At 66.4% G+C, this 17,838-nt stretch carries 18 protein-coding genes; 8 read left to right on the top strand and 10 right to left on the bottom strand.

Annotated elements, in window-relative coordinates; genetic code table 11:
- The first annotated feature begins 114 nt into the window (after positions 1–114).
- The 3 genes from CO675_RS16395 to CO675_RS16385 all read left to right on the top strand — a co-directional run bounded on the left by CO675_RS16395 (position 115) and on the right by CO675_RS16385 (position 1,586).
- A complete protein-coding gene (locus tag CO675_RS16395; protein WP_097673010.1) occupies positions 115–603 on the top strand; it encodes an NUDIX domain-containing protein in 489 nt (162 codons plus the stop codon).
- A 39-nt stretch (positions 604–642) separates the two neighbouring features.
- Positions 643–1,155, top strand: coding sequence for a GNAT family N-acetyltransferase (locus CO675_RS16390; RefSeq protein ID WP_097672920.1), 513 nt, complete (start codon positions 643–645; stop codon positions 1,153–1,155).
- 113 nt (positions 1,156–1,268) lie between these two features.
- Positions 1,269–1,586 (top strand): EthD family reductase, encoded by a 318-nt coding sequence (locus CO675_RS16385; RefSeq protein ID WP_092124536.1) that lies wholly within the window; start codon positions 1,269–1,271, stop codon positions 1,584–1,586.
- Between the two features lie 58 nt (positions 1,587–1,644).
- On the opposite strand, the gene CO675_RS16380 is transcribed toward CO675_RS16385, so the two are convergent.
- The 6 genes from CO675_RS16380 to CO675_RS16355 all read right to left on the bottom strand — a co-directional run bounded on the left by CO675_RS16380 (position 1,645) and on the right by CO675_RS16355 (position 11,546).
- Positions 1,645–4,011 (bottom strand): TonB-dependent receptor, encoded by a 2,367-nt coding sequence (locus tag CO675_RS16380; protein WP_097672919.1) that lies wholly within the window; start codon positions 4,009–4,011, stop codon positions 1,645–1,647.
- A 119-nt stretch (positions 4,012–4,130) separates the two neighbouring features.
- Positions 4,131–4,553, bottom strand: coding sequence for a DUF2946 family protein (locus CO675_RS16375; RefSeq protein ID WP_198964620.1), 423 nt, complete (start codon positions 4,551–4,553; stop codon positions 4,131–4,133).
- A 172-nt stretch (positions 4,554–4,725) separates the two neighbouring features.
- A complete protein-coding gene (locus CO675_RS16370; RefSeq protein ID WP_097672917.1) occupies positions 4,726–6,789 on the bottom strand; it encodes a hypothetical protein in 2,064 nt (687 codons plus the stop codon).
- Between the two features lies 1 nt (position 6,790).
- Positions 6,791–9,601, bottom strand: coding sequence for a DUF4159 domain-containing protein (locus CO675_RS16365; RefSeq protein ID WP_097673009.1), 2,811 nt, complete (start codon positions 9,599–9,601; stop codon positions 6,791–6,793).
- The gene (locus CO675_RS16360; RefSeq protein ID WP_097672916.1) at positions 9,601–10,542 is read right to left on the bottom strand and encodes a DUF58 domain-containing protein; all 942 of its coding nucleotides are present in this window, start codon (positions 10,540–10,542) and stop codon (positions 9,601–9,603) included. The genes CO675_RS16365 and CO675_RS16360 overlap by 1 nt, the downstream gene beginning before the upstream one ends.
- Positions 10,542–11,546: an AAA family ATPase gene (locus tag CO675_RS16355; protein ID WP_097672915.1), complete on the bottom strand. Its 1,005-nt coding sequence runs from the start codon at positions 11,544–11,546 to the stop codon at positions 10,542–10,544. Before CO675_RS16355 ends, CO675_RS16360 begins: the two co-directional genes overlap by 1 nt.
- 229 nt (positions 11,547–11,775) lie before the next feature.
- Between CO675_RS16355 and CO675_RS16350 the strand changes: the two genes are divergently transcribed.
- The 5 genes from CO675_RS16350 to CO675_RS16330 are packed head-to-tail and all read left to right on the top strand — an operon-like array spanning position 11,776 to position 15,374.
- Positions 11,776–12,432, top strand: coding sequence for a DUF1285 domain-containing protein (locus CO675_RS16350; protein ID WP_245452778.1), 657 nt, complete (start codon positions 11,776–11,778; stop codon positions 12,430–12,432).
- A 32-nt stretch (positions 12,433–12,464) separates the two neighbouring features.
- Positions 12,465–13,100 (top strand): CoA pyrophosphatase, encoded by a 636-nt coding sequence (locus CO675_RS16345; RefSeq protein WP_374708003.1) that lies wholly within the window; start codon positions 12,465–12,467, stop codon positions 13,098–13,100.
- Positions 13,097–13,360, top strand: a complete 264-nt coding sequence (locus tag CO675_RS16340) for a DUF6111 family protein (RefSeq protein ID WP_097672913.1) — start codon at positions 13,097–13,099, stop codon at positions 13,358–13,360. Before CO675_RS16345 ends, CO675_RS16340 begins: the two co-directional genes overlap by 4 nt.
- Positions 13,357–14,613 (top strand): CCA tRNA nucleotidyltransferase, encoded by a 1,257-nt coding sequence (locus CO675_RS16335; protein ID WP_097672912.1) that lies wholly within the window; start codon positions 13,357–13,359, stop codon positions 14,611–14,613. Before CO675_RS16340 ends, CO675_RS16335 begins: the two co-directional genes overlap by 4 nt.
- The gene (locus tag CO675_RS16330; RefSeq protein WP_097672911.1) at positions 14,610–15,374 is read left to right on the top strand and encodes a TSUP family transporter; all 765 of its coding nucleotides are present in this window, start codon (positions 14,610–14,612) and stop codon (positions 15,372–15,374) included. Before CO675_RS16335 ends, CO675_RS16330 begins: the two co-directional genes overlap by 4 nt.
- 66 nt (positions 15,375–15,440) lie before the next feature.
- Here CO675_RS16330 and CO675_RS16325 read toward each other — a convergent pair whose 3' ends face one another.
- The 4 genes from CO675_RS16325 to CO675_RS16310 form a co-directional block, all read right to left on the bottom strand.
- Entirely contained in the window at positions 15,441–15,680 is a 240-nt protein-coding gene (locus tag CO675_RS16325) for a DUF2158 domain-containing protein (RefSeq protein WP_097673007.1), read from the bottom strand.
- 137 nt (positions 15,681–15,817) lie between these two features.
- Positions 15,818–16,558, bottom strand: coding sequence for an HAD family hydrolase (locus tag CO675_RS16320; protein WP_097672910.1), 741 nt, complete (start codon positions 16,556–16,558; stop codon positions 15,818–15,820).
- Positions 16,549–17,445, bottom strand: a complete 897-nt coding sequence (gene hemF, locus CO675_RS16315) for an oxygen-dependent coproporphyrinogen oxidase (protein WP_198964618.1) — start codon at positions 17,443–17,445, stop codon at positions 16,549–16,551. The genes CO675_RS16320 and hemF overlap by 10 nt, the downstream gene beginning before the upstream one ends.
- Positions 17,446–17,447: 2 nt before the next feature.
- On the bottom strand, positions 17,448–17,813 hold the full coding sequence (locus CO675_RS16310) for a 6-pyruvoyl trahydropterin synthase family protein (protein WP_097672909.1): 366 nt from the start codon (positions 17,811–17,813) through the stop codon (positions 17,448–17,450).
- Positions 17,814–17,838 lie beyond the last annotated feature (25 nt).

Raw genomic sequence — 17,838 nt, 5'->3', positions numbered from 1 at the left:
GGCCGGCCACCGGTCATGTCGTGCTATCCCGAACGTCCTGCCCTGTATTGGCAAGAGCTGCGCAGCGGCGCAAGGATCAAAGCACGGATCAAACACCATGATGTCGAGGGTTCAGTGACGGTCCTGCTGAATTTGCGCAAGCGCTACGAGCCGCAGATCAGGTGGGTGTTTCATTTCTATTGGCGGCTGGCCCGGAGCATGACGCTCGGGGTCCGCGCCGTCGTGCTCGACGCCGACAACAAGGTGTTCCTGGTCAAGCACAGCTATGTCCACGGCTGGTACCTGCCCGGCGGCGGGGTCGAGGTCGGTGAAAGTTTTATCGAAGCGCTGCGGCGGGAGCTGGAGGAGGAGGGGCGGATCGCGCTCATGGGCGAGCCGGTGCTGCACGGCATCTTCCACAACAGCCACGTCTCGCCGCGCGATCATGTCGCGGTCTATGTCGTCAGGAACTACCGGCAGGACCGGCTACCGGAGCCGAATCGCGAGATCGTGGCCTGCGGCTTCTTCGATCCGGCCGATCTGCCTGACGACACCACCCCTGGTACGCGGCTGCGGATCGCTGAGGTGCTCGAAGGCAAGCCGCCGCCGGCCACATGGCGGTGATGGACCGCGCCCGCGCCAGATGCTATCCCGCGCCCCACAATGACTGAATTGTCCCTGACCATCCTGCCCGAGACCCCGAAAGACGCCCAGGCGATCGAGCGTCTGCACGAGCGCACCTTCGGGCCCGGCCGCTTCGCGCTCAGCGCCTACCGGTTGCGCGAGCATGTCGATCATCTGCTCGACGTCTCCTTCACGGCGCGGATCGGCACGCTGCTGGTCGGTTCGGTGCGCCAGCTCCCGGTCGCGATCGGCGATACGCCGGCCCTGATGCTCGGGCCGTTGACGGTCGAGCCGCCGTTCCGCAGCCGCGGCGTCGGCCGCGCACTGCTCGAACGCGCGATCAACGATGCCCGCGCCAAGGGCCATCGGCTGATCGTGCTGGTCGGTGACGCGCCGTACTATTCGCGGGTCGGCTTCAAGCCGGTCCCGAAGGGACGGATGACGATGCCTGGGCCGGTCGACTACAGCCGCCTGCTTGTCATGGAACTGGTCGACGGCGCTGCCGAGGGCGTATCCGGGCCGATCCAGCCGGACTGGAGCAAGGCGATCTGACGTTTCCGCGAGTGTTGCCGGAACGGTTGCGCGCTCTCGGAAACTGAAGCACAGTTGAGGCAAGCGCCGGGACAAGACCGACGCATGTCATATCAACAGGGAGAGTGCGCGCCATGATCAAGGTCAGTGTGATGTATCCGAACAATCCAGGCGCACGCTTTGATCACGAGTATTACCGCGACAAGCACATGCCGCTGGTGAAGGCGCGGCTCGGCGACGCCTGCAAATATTACACCGTCGACAAGGGGCTCGCCGGCGGCGCGCCGGGGACGCCCGCAACCTATGTCGGGATGTGCCACATCTTCTGCGACTCGGTTGAAGCCTTCGCGGCCGGCATGGGCAAGCACGCCCAGGAGATCATGGGCGACATTCCGAATTACACCGATCTGCAGCCGGTGATTCAGATCAGCGAAGTCGTCGTCGGCCACTGAACGGCGCAGACGTAGGGCACGATCCCTCTGCCGCTGACGGCAGAGGGATACGCTCATCTCAGAATTTCAGATTGACGAAGGCCCGCACGCCGAGGCCCGGCATCAGCACCTCGTCCTTGGTGTAGGACACCGAGCTGCGGATGTTCTGGTTGAGCAGATTGTTGCCGGCCAGGCCAAGCGTCATCTCGCGCGCACCGATCCACGATTGATTGAGCTTGGTGTTGTAGGTGATCTCCGCGTTCAGCAGATTGTAGCCCGTGGTCGGGGTCTCGCCGATCACAGCGATGTCGTTCTGCGCGAAGGCGTGCACCAGGTTGATGCGGGTGAACCAGTTGCTGTCGCGCCAGTAGACGCCGCCGCCGAGCCGCACCGGCGGAATCCGCGGCACGTTGCTGCCGTCGGTGAAGGTGGCGCGCACCACGTCGAACTGGTTCTCGATGCCCCAGATGCCGCCGTTGAGCGGGCCGATGTCGAGTTGGCTCTGGAATTCGGCGCCGCGGAGGATCGCATCGCGCTGTGAATAGACCGCCTGGCGGCCCTCATTGCCGGGATCGCCGTTGCCGCAGGAATCGAAATCGTCGCCGCACATCACCCCGGTCAGGCGGCGATAGATGAAGTTGCTGAAGCGGGTGTAATAGGCGGTGGCCTCGAAGCGGAACGGGCCGGTCGCCTTGCGCAGGCCGATTTCGACCGACTTCGCGGTCTCGATGGTCAGGTTCGGATTGCCGATGTCGAAGGTCGCGGTCGCATCATGCGCGCCGCGTGAGAACAGCTCGGCGGGCTTCGGCGCGCGCTCGACATATTGCGCCGTGATGCTGCCGACGAGATCGCCGGGCAGGTTCTGGATCAAACCGACGCTGCCGCTGACCGGCGTGTAGGACGGATTGCGTGAAACCGAGCTTTGCGGCGCGCCGTCCGGCAGGAAGTCCGCCGGGAAATCCGGTGTCGATCCATGCAGCTCGACATGCTCGATGCGGCCGGCGACCTGTGCCTTGGTCTGGTCCGTGAACTTGAACTCGTTGAACACATAACCCGCGATGCGGTTGTTGTTGTTCGGATTCCACAAGCCATTGAACAGTGTGCCCGGGTTGTCCGGGCTCGGCGCGGTCAGCTCCTGGTGTCCGCCCTGCAGGCCGAACGCAGTGGTCACCGTGGCGAAGCGCGCGTTGAACGGCATCATCTGCACCTCGACGCGAGCCTCCTGCTCCTTGCTGGTGAAGGTCTGGCGCACGCCGTCGCTGAACAGGTCGGCCGGATCCGCGAGGCCGAGTTCGTTGTGCCGATAGTCGGTCGCGCTGACCCAGAACCGCACGGCGTCGATCGCGGCCGCATCAGGCCGGTACTCGCCCTTGACGGCGATCTTGGTCTGATGCGCGTCGATTCGGGTCTGGTGATCGGAACCGTCGATGCCGGGGATGTGGTAGAGCGAGTCGTTCTGGGTGATCGACGCACCGATATAGCCGCCCTGGAAGAAGTAGGACGCGCCGACCGAGGCGCCGTCCGACTGCGTCGCGGAGTTCGGCTGGCGGCTATTCACCGGCCGGGTCTGATCGAACAGATACGGATAGCTCGGGATGCTGTAGTCGCTTGTCGTGCGGCCATAGACGTCGGCATGCACCGCGACATTGTTGCCGCCGGCGTCAAGCAGCATGCCGCCTTCGACGCCGCGATTGACCGAGCTCACCGACGTGCGGGTCTCGACATTGAGGCAACCGGGCGCGCCTGTGTCAGCCAGCGGCGCCTTCACCGGGAGCCCGTAGCTCTGGAACGGCGCCGCGGCACAGGTCGGCATCGCGTCGGGAATCCGGTTGTTGGTGGCGCTCACCACGCCGCCGATCGAGGTCGAGCCGTAGCGCAACGCCGCAGGTCCCCGCACCACCTCGATCTGGTTGGTCGAGAACGGATCGATCGGCACGAAATGGTCTTCGCCGAGATCCGAGACGCCGCCACCGCCGAGACCATTCTCGACAATGCCGACGCGGTTGACGTCGAGGCCGCGGATGATCGGCCGGCTCGATGCGCCGGGCGCGAAGCTCGAGCCGGTGATGCCAGGTTTGGAGAACAAGAGATCGCCGAGCGTGGCACCGCCGGCGCGCCGCAGTTCCTCGTTGGGCACCACGGTAACGGTCGCGAACTGGTCGGTGACGACGGGCAGCACGCCCTGCTGTGGTGCCGGCGACGGCGCTGCGTGCGCGGGTTGGTCCGCTGCGGCGCGTTCGCGGTTACGGCTTGGCGCGGCCCGGACGACGTGAACCGGCGCGCGCGTCGGCACCGTCCGATGCCGCTGGATCGGGCTTGGCGCCGTCACCGTGATGTCCGGGAGTTGCGTCGACGTGTCATCGGCCAGCGCGCCGCTATGCATTGCGCCGAGCAGCAGCCAGCTCGCGCCTCCGATGTGGAGTGCTCGTTTCTTCTGAAGTGTCATTGTCCCGATCCAAAGTCCCGGTCCCGTCGAAATGACGGATCGATCCCGATTTGCCCTGGCGGAGCAGGCCGCAACTGTGGCGCGGCCGTCCGCTCAGGGCGTGCAGCAATCAGTCGATGTCAGGACAGAGGAGGTGCGCGGGAGTGGAAGGCCGAGGGGGCCGATTTCAGATGGACGAATTCGGCATTGGTGGTGCGGAACAGAAGCTCGACGGCTTCCGGCAGCAACAGCACCGGCGGCGCCGTGAACAGCATGCTGCTCGCGAGCGAGATGACAGCGCAGATCGCGCAATTGTCGGCCGGATGGCGGTCGTTGTCGTGCCGCGTGGGCGGCTCGGTCCGGGTCACCTGGGCCGCGAGATCCGGCGTCGCCGAGGTCCCGATATAGGCGAGATCGAGCAGCGACAGGCCGGTCTGGATCGCGGGTGCCGCTTGCGCGGCCGCGATCGGGTGGAAGTGCCCGAACGACAGCACGAACTGGACGGCGAGCGCGAACAGCGCCAGCCGCGAACCAGTCTTGATGTGTCTCCGGAACCACTTCACGCCGATTGAACCCCGTCCATCGGAACGGCGCTCGTTCCCCAGCCGCCCGATGTTACATTATAACATCGGAGGGTGGCCGCGATGTCAACGGTGGTTCAGACACACTGTGTCGATCCGTTGCTGGTGTGTGATTGAGGCAACGGGGCCGATTGGACATCGAGCGTTATCGGGCTCAGCGTCCCTCGCGCAGCCAGGTTGCCGCGAATGCGCCGAGCAACAGCAGCAGGCCGACCAGGCCGGCGAACATCGGCAACACGCCAACGCCCTTGACCACGCTTGCGTCGCGCATCTTGACGCCGAGCCAGCCGTCGCCGCGGAAGATCGTCGACGCGCGCACCGGCACGATGCGCGGCATGTCGAGGCTCGATCCGTCGACGATGCGCCGTGCGTCGCCGCCGGTCGCCTGCGCCAGCGGCTTCAGCATGTCGGTGGTCGAGGTGACTTCCGAGAATTCCTTCGGGTTGGTCGGGCCGACATTGATCAGCGCCTTCAGGGTGCCGTCGGTGGCCTGCCACAGGCCAAGCTCGCTCGCCGGCAGCGTGGCGCGCCACTCGCCGGGATCGCCGGCGGTCAGGGTCAGTTCATGCGTGGCGCCGCTCGGCGACGTCACGGTGACCGGCGCGACGGTGTCGGCCATGGTCTGCCGCACCACCATGAGGTCCTTGCCCTGCACCTGCATGCGCAGCGCCTCTTCGTCGAGGTCGGGCTGCTTCATCAGCCAGTGCGACACCCGCCGCAACAGATCGAGATGCGGTCCGCCGCCTTCATAGCCGCGCGCCCACAGCCAGATCTGGTCGGAGAGCAGCAGCGCGACGCGACCTTCGCCGAACCGCGACAGCAGCAGCAGCGGCTTGCCGTCGGCGCCGGTCATGACCGGAGGGTTGATCGCGTTGCGGGTGTCGACGGTGCGGAAGAACCGGCTCCAATGCGGCGGCTCGGCATTCGAGCCTTCCAGCCCGCGCGTCACCGGATGGCGTTTCCCGGCATCGCTCAGATGCGCGTAGAACGGCTTCTCGGTGACCCCGACCGGTTCGGCCGGCAGCACCGAATCCAGCGGCGTGCGCCAGATGCTGGTGGTCGAGGCGTAATCTGGACCGGCCGAAACCAGCACCGCGCCGCCGGAGCGGACATAGCGCGCGATGTTGTCGAAATAGGCGATCGGTAGCACGCCCTGGCGGGCATAGCGGTCGAAGATGATCAGCTGGAATTCGTTGATCTTCTGCTGGAACAGCTCGCGGGTCGGAAACGCGATCAGCGACAGCTCGTTGATCGGCGTGCCGTCCTGCTTCTCCGGCGGACGCAGGATGGTGAAATGGACGAGATCGACGCTGGGGTCGGACTTCAAGAGGTTGCGCCAGGTGCGCTCGCCGGCATGCGGTTCGCCGGACACCAGCAGCACGCGCAGCTTGTCGCGCACGCCGTCGATCGCCACCACGGCGCGGTTGTTGACCGGCGTCAGCTCGTTCTCGAGCGGCGAGGCCTCGATCTCGACGATGTTGGGGCCGGCATGCTTGATATCGATATCGACGCTGGAGGTCTGGCCGCTGGTCAGTGTGCGCTCGTTGATCACCTCGCCGTCGCGGCGGATCGTTACCTTGGCGCGCTCGCCGGTGACGCCCTGATCGTCGAGCCGGTAGGTGATGGTCTGGGTCTGGCCGACGATGCCAAAGCGCGGCGCGGCCGTGATCGCGATGCGGCGATCGCGCTCGTCCTTGCGGCCGGTGATCAGGGCGTGCACCGGCGCCTGGAAGCCGAGCGCTTGCGCGTTGGCGGGAATATCATGCACGCGGCCGTCGGTGATCATAAACGCGCCGGCGACGCGCTCGACCGGAACGTCCGATAGCGCCGACGTCAGCGCGCCGAACAGCTTGGTGCCGTCGGTTTCGCCGTCGGCCTGGCCGGCTTCGACGACGCGGACCTCGAGGCCCTTGATCTGCTTCAGGCTGTCGACCAGCGCTTGCCGCGCCTTGTCGGTCTCCTGGGTGCGTGTGCCGAAATTCTGGCTCGGGCTCTTGTCGACCACCACCGCGGCGACCGAGGTCAACGGCTCGCGGTCCTCGCGGGTGAAGGAGGGATTGGCCAGCGCAAGCAGGATCAGCGCCAGCGCAGCGACACGCACCGCGGCGCCGCGCGCGCGCGACAGCAGCAACAGTGCCGCGATGACGACGATCGCGCCGAGCGCGATCCACAGCACGATCGAGGGAACCAGCGGTGTGAACGCGATACCGTAGTTCATATTATTGTCCCAGCCGCTCGATCAAGGCAGGCGCGTGCACCTGGTCGGCCTTGTAGTTGCCGGTCAGCGTGTACATCACGATGTTGACGCCGGCGCGGAAGGCGAATTCGCGCTGGCGCGGCTCGCCCGGCGTCAGCGGCAGCATCGGCTGCCCGTCGGGACGGATCGCCCAGGCGCCGGCGAGATCGTTCGACGTGATGATGATCGGTGAGACGCCGTCGCCGCCACGTGCCGGACGCTGCGCGGCCTCCTCGTCGTCCTCGCGCGGCAGCGCCTCGACCCAGGTCTGGCCCGTGTTGAAGCGGCCGGGGAAGTCGCGCAGCAGATAGAACGTCTTTGTCAGCACGTGCTCGCGCGGCACCGGCTCGAGTTCGGGCACGTCGAGAGTCGACAGCAATTCGCGCAGCGTCTGCATGCCCGGCGTCTGCGAGGCGCCATTGTCGCCCGGCGGCGCCTCGACGGCGTCGCGGGTGTCGAAGATCACCGTGCCGCCCTGCTTCATATAGGCGTCGATCTTGTTGATGGCGTCTTGCGCCGGCTTCGGTGCGCCCGGCACGATCGGCCAGTAGATCAGCGGGAAGAACGCCAGCTCGTCGCGCGCGGGATCAATGCCGACGGGATCGCCGGCCTCGAGCGCCGTGCGCTGGCCAAGGAACAGCGTCAGTCCTGACATCCCGGCCTTGACGATGGAATCGACGTCGGTGTTGCCGGTCACGACATAGGCCAGCCGGGTCTGCGACACCGCCTTGATGGCAAAATCGTCGCTGCTGCTGTTCTGCGCGCGCGTCGGCGACGGCACCATCATGGTCGCAAGGATGAAGGCCAAAACGAGCACGGCCGGCGCGGCGCGGCGCCGGATCAGCGCGGCAAGGCCGCCGCCGAGCATCGCCACCACGATCGCATCGAGCAGGAACAGCGCCAGCGCCGTCGACAGCATGATGCCGCGCAGGTCACGCGGCTCGGTGTTGGTGTAGGTCGCATGCTTCGCGCGCAGGCCGGACGTATCGAGCGGCGCAATGCGGTCGGCGGACGCGAGCGTGTTGACCGCGATCGGGCTCTCGGCGGTGCCGTAGAAGCCGGGCGGATGGTCCGCGGTGCCGCGGTCGCGATAGTCCGCCGACATCGGCTTGGCGGTCGAGGGCGGCGGGCCGAACGCGCCGAAGCCGTCCAGCGTGCGCAGCGGCGCCACGGTCTCGGCATTGGGATCGCTGGCGACGCCGGGGCCGGGCTTCGAGGTGTAGCCGGACATGTCGATCAGCCGGCGCAGCATCTCGACGAAGGTGCCGGACATCGGCAGATCCGACCAGCGCATGTCGGCGCCGACATGGAACAGGCTGACCACGCCCTTGCCACGATGCTCGCCGGTGACGAGCGGCGTGCCGTCCTCAAGTGAGGCCCAGCTCTTGGTCGCGAGCACGGCGTCGGGCTCGGCCAGCACCTGGCGGCTGACAGTGATGTCCTTCGGCACGGTGAGGCCCGTGAACGGGCCGTCGGCGGCGAACGAGGCCATGTGTTGCGGCTTCTCCCAGGTCAGGCTGCCGCCGAGCGTGCGTCCGCCGCGGCGCAGCTTGACGGGAACGAGGTCGTCATCGGCCTGGGCGAGGCGGGGACCTGCGAAGCGCACCAGCACGCCGCCTTGCTCGATCCAGGCGTTGAGGCGGTCGCGGATTTCCGGCGACAGCGTGCCGACATCGGCCATCACTATCATCGGCAGCCGCTGATCGAGGAATTGCCCGATCACCTGCTGCGGCGCGCCGCGATCGCCGAGCCTGACATCGGCGAACGGCGACAGCGCGCGGGAGAGATAGAAGGTCGACGCCAGCAGCGGCTGGGCGGTGTCGCTGCTCGCGCCCGAGACCACGCCGATGGCGCGGCGGCGCCAGCGCCGGTCGAGCAGTTGCACGGCGCCGGCCGAATGCTCGCCGGAGATTTCGAGCCGTGCGATGTCATTGCGCAGTTCGACCGGAAGATCGAAGGCGGCTTCGGTCTCGCGCTCCTGCGGGCCGAAGGCGTAGCGGGCCTCGCCGATCGGCGAGCCCTTGGCGTCGACCGCGCGCACCGTTCCTGCCGCGATGCCGCTTTCGGTGCGCAGCACCTTCACGGTCATCTTGGCCGCGGCGTTCTCGGCCGCGACCAGCGCCTGCGCGGATTGCGCGCCGCCGGCATAGATCGTCAGATTGCGGCTCTCGATCACCTTGCCGAGACCTTCGGTGAATTCGCTGCCGCGGCCGGTGTCGACGCCATCGGACAGCCAGGCGATGTCGCAGTCGCCGGTCGATTTGAGGAAACGCTCGAGCGTCGCCAGGGTTTCAACGCGATCGATCGAGTAGGGCTTCGGCGCAAGCTGGCGCAACGCGACGCGCGCCGCGCCGGCCGGCATCAGCGTGATGTCGCGCGTCGGCTCGGACAGCGGCACCAGCGCGACGCCGCGGCGGTCGCTGTCGGCATTGGTGACCAGTTCGTCCGCGGCCTTGATCCGCGCGTCCCAGCTCGAGGCCGCGCTCCAGCCGTCGTCGAGCAGGATCACCAGCGGCTGCTTGCCCGCGGCAACGCCGGTCTGCGGATTCCAGATCGGTCCGGCAGCGGCGAAGATCACCAGCGCGGCGGCGGCGAGCCGCAGCAACGTCAGCCACCACGGCGTGCGCGACGGGGTCTCTTCCTTGGGCGCGATGTCGAACAGCAGCCGCGTCGGCGGGAACTCGATCCGGCGCGGTCGCGGCGGCATCACGCGGAGCAGCCACCACAGCACCGGCAGGCTGACCAGCCCCAGCAGCAGCAATGGTTCGGCGAAGGAGAGCGGGAGGCCTGCGATCATGCGCTGCGTCCCGCCTTGACGGTTGACCGGCCGCCGCCCTTGCTCACCATCATGCCGGCGTGCAGGAACAGCAGCAGTTCGGCCGCGGAGCGGCTGGTGGTATGGGGCGAGAACAGCCAGTCGAGCCGGTTGGTCTCGGCACGGATCTGGTCGCGATGCAGCGCGACGCGCGCGACATAGTCGCTCGCCCAGCTCTCGGCGCGGCCTGCAGTGATGACGCTGCCGGCCTCCGGCTCGACGAATTCGACGCGGCCTGAATAAGGGAAGGTCTCTTCGGCGGGATCGACGACCTGGATCATGGTGCCGTGCGCGCCCGACGAGGCGAGCCCGGCCAGCATGGTCGTGATCTCTGCGATCGGCGACCAGAAATCCGACAGCACGACGACTTCGGCCAGCGACGACGGCACGAAGGACGGCGGCAGGCTCGCGCGCGTCGTCTCGTCGTGCAACATCGCTTCCGCCATCTTGTCGATCACGTTGAGGCTTGCTGTCGGGTTCAGCAGGCCGGGAATGCCGACGCGTTCTCCGCCCGCAACGAGCAGCTCGGCAAGCGCGAAGGCGACGATCAGTCCGCGCTCCAGCTTGCTGTCGCGCGCCTCGCGCGAGGCAAAGGCCATCGAGGGCGAGCGGTCGGGCCAGATCCAAACGGTGTGCGCGGCCTCCCACTCCTGTTCGCGGACATAGAGATGGTCATCGCGCGCCGAGCGGCGCCAGTCGACGCGCTGCGACGGCTCGCCGGACACGAAGCGGCGGTATTGCCAGAAATTCTCGCCCGAGCCGGCGCGGCGGCGGCCGTGCAGGCCATGGATGACGTTGGCGGCGACACGGCGGGCCTCAAGCACAAGACGCGGCAGCGATGCGGCGAGCGTTCGGCTTTCGCCATCGGCACGTCGAACCGCCAGGATCTCCTCGTTCTGGTGCCTGTTGTCTGCCGCCATCAACCGATCCGCGTCTTCAACTGCTTGATCACGTCAGGAATGGTGCGGCCCTCGGCGCGCGCCGAGAAGGTGAGCGCCATGCGATGCTTGAGCACGGGCTCGGCGAGATCGAGCACGTCGTCGATCGACGGCGCGAGCCTGCCGTCAAGCAGCGCGCGGGCGCGCACCGCCAGCATCAGGGCCTGGCTGGCGCGGGGACCGGGTCCCCATGCGATCAGCTTGCCGGCTTCGCCGCCCTCGGTGCCGGGGCGCGCGGCGCGCACCAGCGTCAGGATCGCCTCGACCACGGAATCGCCGACCGGCAGGCGGCGCACCAGGCGTTGCGCCGTGATCAGCGTCTCGGCGTCCATCGACGCCTTGGCGAGCGTCTCGTCGGCACCGGTGGTTTCGAACAGGATGCGCCGCTCGGCGTCGCGATCGGGATAGTCGACGTCGATTTCCATCAGGAAGCGGTCGAGCTGCGCCTCGGGCAGCGGGTAGGTGCCTTCCTGCTCGAGCGGGTTCTGCGTCGCGAGCACGTGGAACGGCTTCGGCAAATCGTGCCGCGCGCCGGCAATGGTGATGTGCTGCTCCTGCATGGCTTGCAGCAGCGCCGACTGCGTGCGCGGACTGGCGCGGTTGATCTCGTCGGCCATCAGGAGCTGCGCGAACACCGGACCCGAGATGAAGCGGAACGAACGCTTGCCGGCCGAATTCTCGTCGAGCACTTCGGCGCCGAGAATATCCGATGGCATCAGATCGGGCGTGAACTGGATGCGCTTGGCGTCGAGGCCGAGCGTGACGCCGAGCGTCTCGACAAGCTTGGTTTTGGCGAGGCCGGGCACGCCGATCAGCAGCGCGTGGCCGCCGGACAGGATCGTCACCAGGGTGTTTTCGATCACCTGGTCCTGGCCGAAAATGACGGTGGCGACCGCTTCCTTGGCGGCCTTGATCTGGCCCGCGACCTGTTCGGCCGAGCGGACGATCACATCTTCCAGTTTCTCGACACTGTCTGCACCGGCCATTCGATCCGCTCCTTCTTGACGATGCGCTCGATTCTCGCGTCGTCACCACATGGGCCGCATGCTAAACCTATGCGAAGGCCATGTATTCGTTGAATTAAACTATCCCCACCTTATCGGTATTTCAGGGTATGAACGGCATCACGATGTGGCGAGAATGACATCCCGACCACATCTCAGGATACGTGCACCAAATGTGCCAGATTGAGGGTTGGAAACTTCAGGGCAAACAATGGCGAAGCAAGGGCAGAGCGATTCCGGCAGTGAAACTACGGGGCTCGGAGCGAAGGCGCTCGGAGGCAAGGGCCTCGAAGGGCTGACCACCGCGGCAAATCAAGCTGCGACATCGGGGCCGGCCGGACGCAAGGGCCTGCCGCCGGTTCATCTCTGGAATCCGCCGTTCTGCGGCGATCTCGACATGCGAATCGCGCCCGACGGCACCTGGTTCTACATGGGAACGCCTATCGGCCGCCCCGCGCTGGTGCGGCTGTTCTCCACGATCCTGAAGCGCGAGGACGGCAAGCACTTTCTCGTGACACCGGTGGAGAAGGTCGGCATCCGCGTCGACGACGCGCCGTTCCTTGCCGTGGAAATGCAGACGGAGGAAGACGCGCGCGGCCGTTTGCTCCGGTTCCGCACCAATGTCGATGATTGGGTCGATTGCGAGAAGGGCCACGGCCTCAGATTCGAGGCCGCCGAGGATGGCGGATTGACGCCCTATCTGCACGTCCGCGCCGACCTGTGGGCCAAGGTCACCCGCGCGCTCTACTACGATCTGGTTGACATGGGCGAGGAGCGGATGGTCGATGGTCAGGAGATGTTCGGCATCGAGTCCGGCGGCGAGTTTTTCGCGATGGCCGATGCCAGCCAGGTGAGGGGCGCACTTTGAACGAGCCGTTGCTGAAGGTGAAACCGGCGACGATCAGCTCGACGGAATTCTTCGCGCGAGCCCGCACGCGGCTCGATTTCGAAGTGCCGCCGGGCCTGGTCGATCCGCATATCATTCCGCGCACCGGAGATTCCGGCAACGATCGCATGCTCGAGATCGTAGCCCAGGAGCAGCCGGTGCGGCCGGCCGCGGTGCTGATCCCGGTGGTTGATCATCCCGAGCCGACCGTGCTGTTGACGCAGCGCTCGCCCAATCTGTCGAGCCATGCCGGCCAGATCTCGTTTCCCGGCGGCAAGATCGACGCCACCGATGCCTCGCCGCTCGATGCGGCGCTGCGCGAAGCCTGTGAAGAAGTCGGGCTGAAGCGGGAATTCATCGACCCTGTCGGCTATCTCGACCTCTATGGTACCGCGTTCGGCTTCCGCATCCTGCCGACGGTCGCCAAGGTGAAGCCGGGATTTACCTTGGAGATCAACGAGGCCGAGGTCGTCGATGCGTTCGAGGTGCCGCTCGCTTTCCTGATGAACCCCGAGAATCATCAGATCCACACCAAGGAATTCCGCGGCATGGACCGGTCCTACTACGCGATGCCGTTCGCTGAGCGCTACATCTGGGGCGCGACCGCCGGCATCCTGCGGGTGCTGTATGAGCGGATCTACCTGTCATGATCCGCACGGTGTTGACCGAGATCGGCATCTTTCTGGTCCCTTTCGCGGTCTATGCCATCTTCCTCTTCGCGACACGGTCCGGCGTGACGCTACCGGCATCATGGCCGCTCGACATGATCGCGAAGCTGACGCTGGCGGCGCTGGTGCTGGTCATCGTGAGCTTCGTGCTGCTCGCCGAACTGACCGGCGCGCCGCCGAACTCGACCTACGTTCCCGCTCATATCGAGAACGGCAGGCTGGTGCCGGGAGCTGAGAAATGAGCGAGGTGCGCCTGTTGTCCGACGCGCCATGGCTCGCTTCGGGGCCCGCGGCGCGCGTGCTCGGCCTGCTCAATGCCGGCGGCGAAGAGGCGCGGGTGATCGGCGGTGCCGTGCGCAACGCGCTGATGCAAATTCCGCTCGCCGACATCGACATCGCTACCACGGCATTGCCGGAGGAGGTGATCCGCCGCGCCAAGCGGGCGACCATCAAGAGCGTGCCGACCGGCATCGAGCACGGCACGGTGACCCTGGTCGTCGACGGTCAGCCCTTCGAGGTGACGACGCTGCGCGAGGACGCCGAGACCTATGGCCGCAAGGCCAAGGTGGCGTTCGGGCGCGACTGGGTGCGCGACGCCGAGCGGCGCGACTTCACCATCAACGGCCTGTCGGTCGACGCCTCCGGCGTCGTGCATGATCACGTCGGCGGTCTCGCCGATATCGAAGCGAGGCGGGTGCGCTTCATCGGCGATCCTGCGCAGCGGATTGCCGAGGATTATCTGCGCATCCTGCGCTTCTTCCGTTTCCACGCCGCCTATGGCGCAGGCGAGGTCGATCGCGCCGGCTATCTCGCCTGCATCAGTGGGCGCGCCGGACTTACGGGCCTCTCGGCCGAGCGCATCCGCATGGAGATGCTCAAGCTCGTGGTTGCGAACGGCGCTGCCGGCGCGGTGACCGCGATGGGCGATGGCGGGCTGTTGCTGCCGTTGTTTGGCGGCGTCGCTTATACCGGGCCGTTCGCGGCGATGATCGAGATCGAAAGGCTGATGGGCCTCGCGCCGAGCCCGACGCGCCGGCTCGCCGCGCTGACCGTCGCCGTGACCGAGGACGCGCGGCGCATCGCGAGCCGGCTACGGCTCTCCAATGCCGAAGCCAAGGCGCTCGATTCGATGGGGCATCGCTGGTGGCGCCTGCCCGGCATGGACGAGGCGCGTGCCAAGCGCAGGCTCTACCGGCTCGACGAGGAGCCCTATCGCGACCGGCTGCTGCTCGCATGGGCGCGAACCGGCGCGGGGCGCGATGTCGAGCAGTGGCGCGCGCTCGCCACGCTGCCGCAACGCTGGCGCGCCCCTCACTTTCCCTTGAGGGCGTCTGATTTCATTGCGCGCGGGATTGCCGAAGGACCAGCGCTCGGGCATGTACTGACCTTGGCCGAGGATGCTTGGCTAGCCGCGGATTTCCCGCTTGATCCGCAGGTGTTGTCGGGCATCGCCGACCAGACCGTTTCCCGCTTCACCCGCGATCATCGGCTTTGAATTTCCTCTCCGGCTTCGCAGACATCTCGCTCGTTCAAATTCTGCTCGTCGCAGCGGTTGCGCTGTTTGCTTCCGTGATCGGAGGGCTCGCCGGCTACGGCACCGGCGCCTTGATGCCGCTGGTGCTGGTGCCGATGGTCGGCGCCGAGCCGGTCGTGCCGATCATTGCGATCTCGTCGATCTTCACCAACACCAGCCGCTTCGTCGCCTTTGTCAGATTTGCCGACCGCCGCAAGGCGATCATCGTGATCGCTGCAGCATTGCTCTCCACAGCGCTCGGCGCTTACGGCTATACGCGGCTGACGAGCTCCGGCGCCTCGCTGGTGATCGGCAGCATGCTGATCACCAGCGTCCCGCTCAGGCGGCTGCTGCGCAAGCACAGCGTCAGGATCGGTGAGCGGGGCCTTGCGGCCGGCGCCGTCGGCTATGGCGTCGTGGTCGGCGGCACCGCGGGCTCCGGCGTCATCCTGCTGTCGCTGTTGATGGCGGCGGGCCTCGAGGGCGCCGCTGTGATCGCAACCGATGCGGTGATCTCGCTCACAAGCGCCGCGGTCAAGATTTCGGTGTTCGGTTTGACCGGTGTCATCACCGTGCAGGTGCTGGCGCTTGCGCTTCTGATCGGCCTGGTCGCCATTCCCGGCGCGTTCCTGGCCAGGGCCTTTGTCGAGCGGATGCCGGTGCATATCCACACCGCGATCCTCGATGCCGCCGTGGTCACCGGCGGCGTGGTGATGATCTCGAGCGCGCTGCGGGCGTTGTGACGGGAAGCGGCGGCGACGCTGCCGGCGGAGCGCCGGGCAGCATCGCCTGAATCTCATGCAGCCCTGTCAAGCAGCTTTACGCTTCTTCTTGCGGTCGCCGTCCTCGTCGTCGTCCTCTTCTTCGTCGTCATCCTCTTCTTCGTCGTCGTCCTGCTCGTCATCTTCCGGATCGATTTCGGTCGACTCGAGTGCGACGAGCGGCAGGGTTTCGCGGAACAGGTCGCCGTCCGTGCCCATCCACAGGCACTCGACCTTGTCCTCGTCGACTTCCACCACCGTGATCGGATGGCCGCCGGATTTCAGCATGACGACATCGCCTGGTTTCAGTTCCATGATTTCCCTCCGCGCTGGATGACGCGGATGGCAAGCTAGCGACCGGTGATGACAGTGCGATCACGGCCGGCGCCTGGCGCGATGGATTTGCTGTGAATACAGAAGCTGCGTTATTTCCGCGCGACCGGAACCAGTTCGGTCAGCGAGCGGATGATGCGGTCGGGCTTGATCGTCGATCCCGGCGGCAGCCCGACGCCGTGCACGTCCATCCAGATCGCGTAGATGCCAAGGCGCTGCGGCGCCACGACTTCCCACTCCAAATTGTCGCCGATCATCCAGGTATCCGGTGCGGTGACGCCGAGTGCCTGCATCGCGTGCAGGTAAGCGCGCTCCTCCGGCTTGCCGAAGCCGTGCTCGCCCTCGATCTGGATGTGATCGAAGCGATGGCCGAGCGCGAAGCGCTCGACCTTGGCGCGCTGCATGTCGGCGGCGCCGTTGGTGACCAGCGCGAGCTTGATGCCGAGCGCCTTGAACGTATCGATCGCTTCATGCGCGCCGGGGAAGATGAACATCTCCTCCTCGCGATAGGCGGTGAAGCGATCGGCGATGCGGTCCGCGAGATCGTCCGGCAGTGCACGGTGGCCGGCCGCCGCAAGCTGAGCGAAGCCGCCCTTCACGGTCAGCCGGCGCGCCTCGCCGAGCTTGATCCGCCAGATCGGCTCGGCGGTCGACCAGAATTGCCGTGCATAGGCCAACAGCGCGGTCGCGACCATCTCCGGGGGCAGGGGCGCGAGCTCCGCGGCGAACTCGGTGGTGATCGTGTTCCAGGCGATCTCGGGACGTCCATAGGCCGACAGGATGGTGTCATCCATGTCGATCAGCATCGCGCGCGGCAGCTTGGTCACGGCCATTTCACCTCCGGCGGCAGCGACGACAGGATCGAATCGACATTGCCGCCGGTCTTCAGGCCGAAGATGGTGCCGCGATCATAGAGCAGGTTGAACTCGACATAGCGCCCGCGACGGATCAATTGCTCATCGCGATCCTCCGCGCTCCAGTCGCTCTCGAAATTGCGCCGCACGAGGTCGGGATAGATCTTCAGGAAGCTGCGCCCGACGTCCTGGGTGAAGGCGAGATCGGCCTCCCAGTCGCCGCTGTCGTGCCAGTCATAGAAGATGCCGCCGACGCCGCGGGCTTCCTTGCGGTGTGGCAGATAGAAATAGTCGTCGCACCATTTCTTGTACTTGTCGTAGTCGGCGACGCCGTTCGGCCCGGTGCAGGCCTCTTTCATTGCGGAGTGGAAGGCGACCGTATCGGGGTCTTCCTGGGTGCGCCGCCGGTTCAGCACCGGCGTCAAATCGGCGCCGCCGCCGAACCAGGCCTTGGTGGTGACGACGAAGCGGGTGTTCATGTGCACGGCGGGCACGTTCGGATTGCGCAGATGCGCGATCAGCGAAATGCCGGAGGCCCAAAAGCGTGGATCGTCGGCGGCGCCCGGAATCTGCGCGCGGAACTCGGGGGCGAACTCGCCATGCACGGTCGAGCAGTGCACGCCGACCTTCTCGAACAGCCGGCCCTTCATGATCGACATCACGCCACCGCCGCCGGGCTTGCCGGTATGGTCGGTGCGATCCCAGGGGGTACGCACGAACCGGCCGGCATTGCCGGGATAGAGCGCTGCGGGGGCGTCGTCCTCGAGCTTCTCGAAGGCCGCGCAGATGTCGTTGCGCAGCGCCTCGAACCAGCTGCGCGCACGCGCCTTGCGGTCTTCGATGATGGCGGGGTCTGTTGGCAGCATGGCTAACCTTGCGGGCCGAAATAGGTGCAGCACTCGTTGCAGCTGTCGCGATGGACGCTGACGCGGGTCAGCTTGCCCGTGTGCTGCAATCGCTCCCAGATGAAGCGTGAGAGATTCTCCAGCGTCGGGACACCGATCGCCTCGATCTTGTTGAGGAACTTGTGGTCGAGCGTCTTCTGCACCTCGGCCATGGCGCGTTCCAGCAGGCCGAGATCGATCACCATCCCGGTCTTCGGATCGGGCGTGCCGCGGACGGTAACCTCAGCTCGAAACGAGTGACCGTGAATCTCCTCGCTGGCGGTGCCAAAGGTCGTCCCGGATAGCGCATGCGCAGCTTCGAACCGAAACGCTTTCGTCAATTCCCACATCTCTCTCAACAATCCAATTCTGTTA

It is taken from the genome of Bradyrhizobium sp. C9 (genome assembly GCF_002532045.1).
Lineage (GTDB): Bacteria > Pseudomonadota > Alphaproteobacteria > Rhizobiales > Xanthobacteraceae > Bradyrhizobium.
Note: the sequence above shows the minus strand (reverse complement) of the source record. Positions and strands in the feature narration are given on the sequence as shown.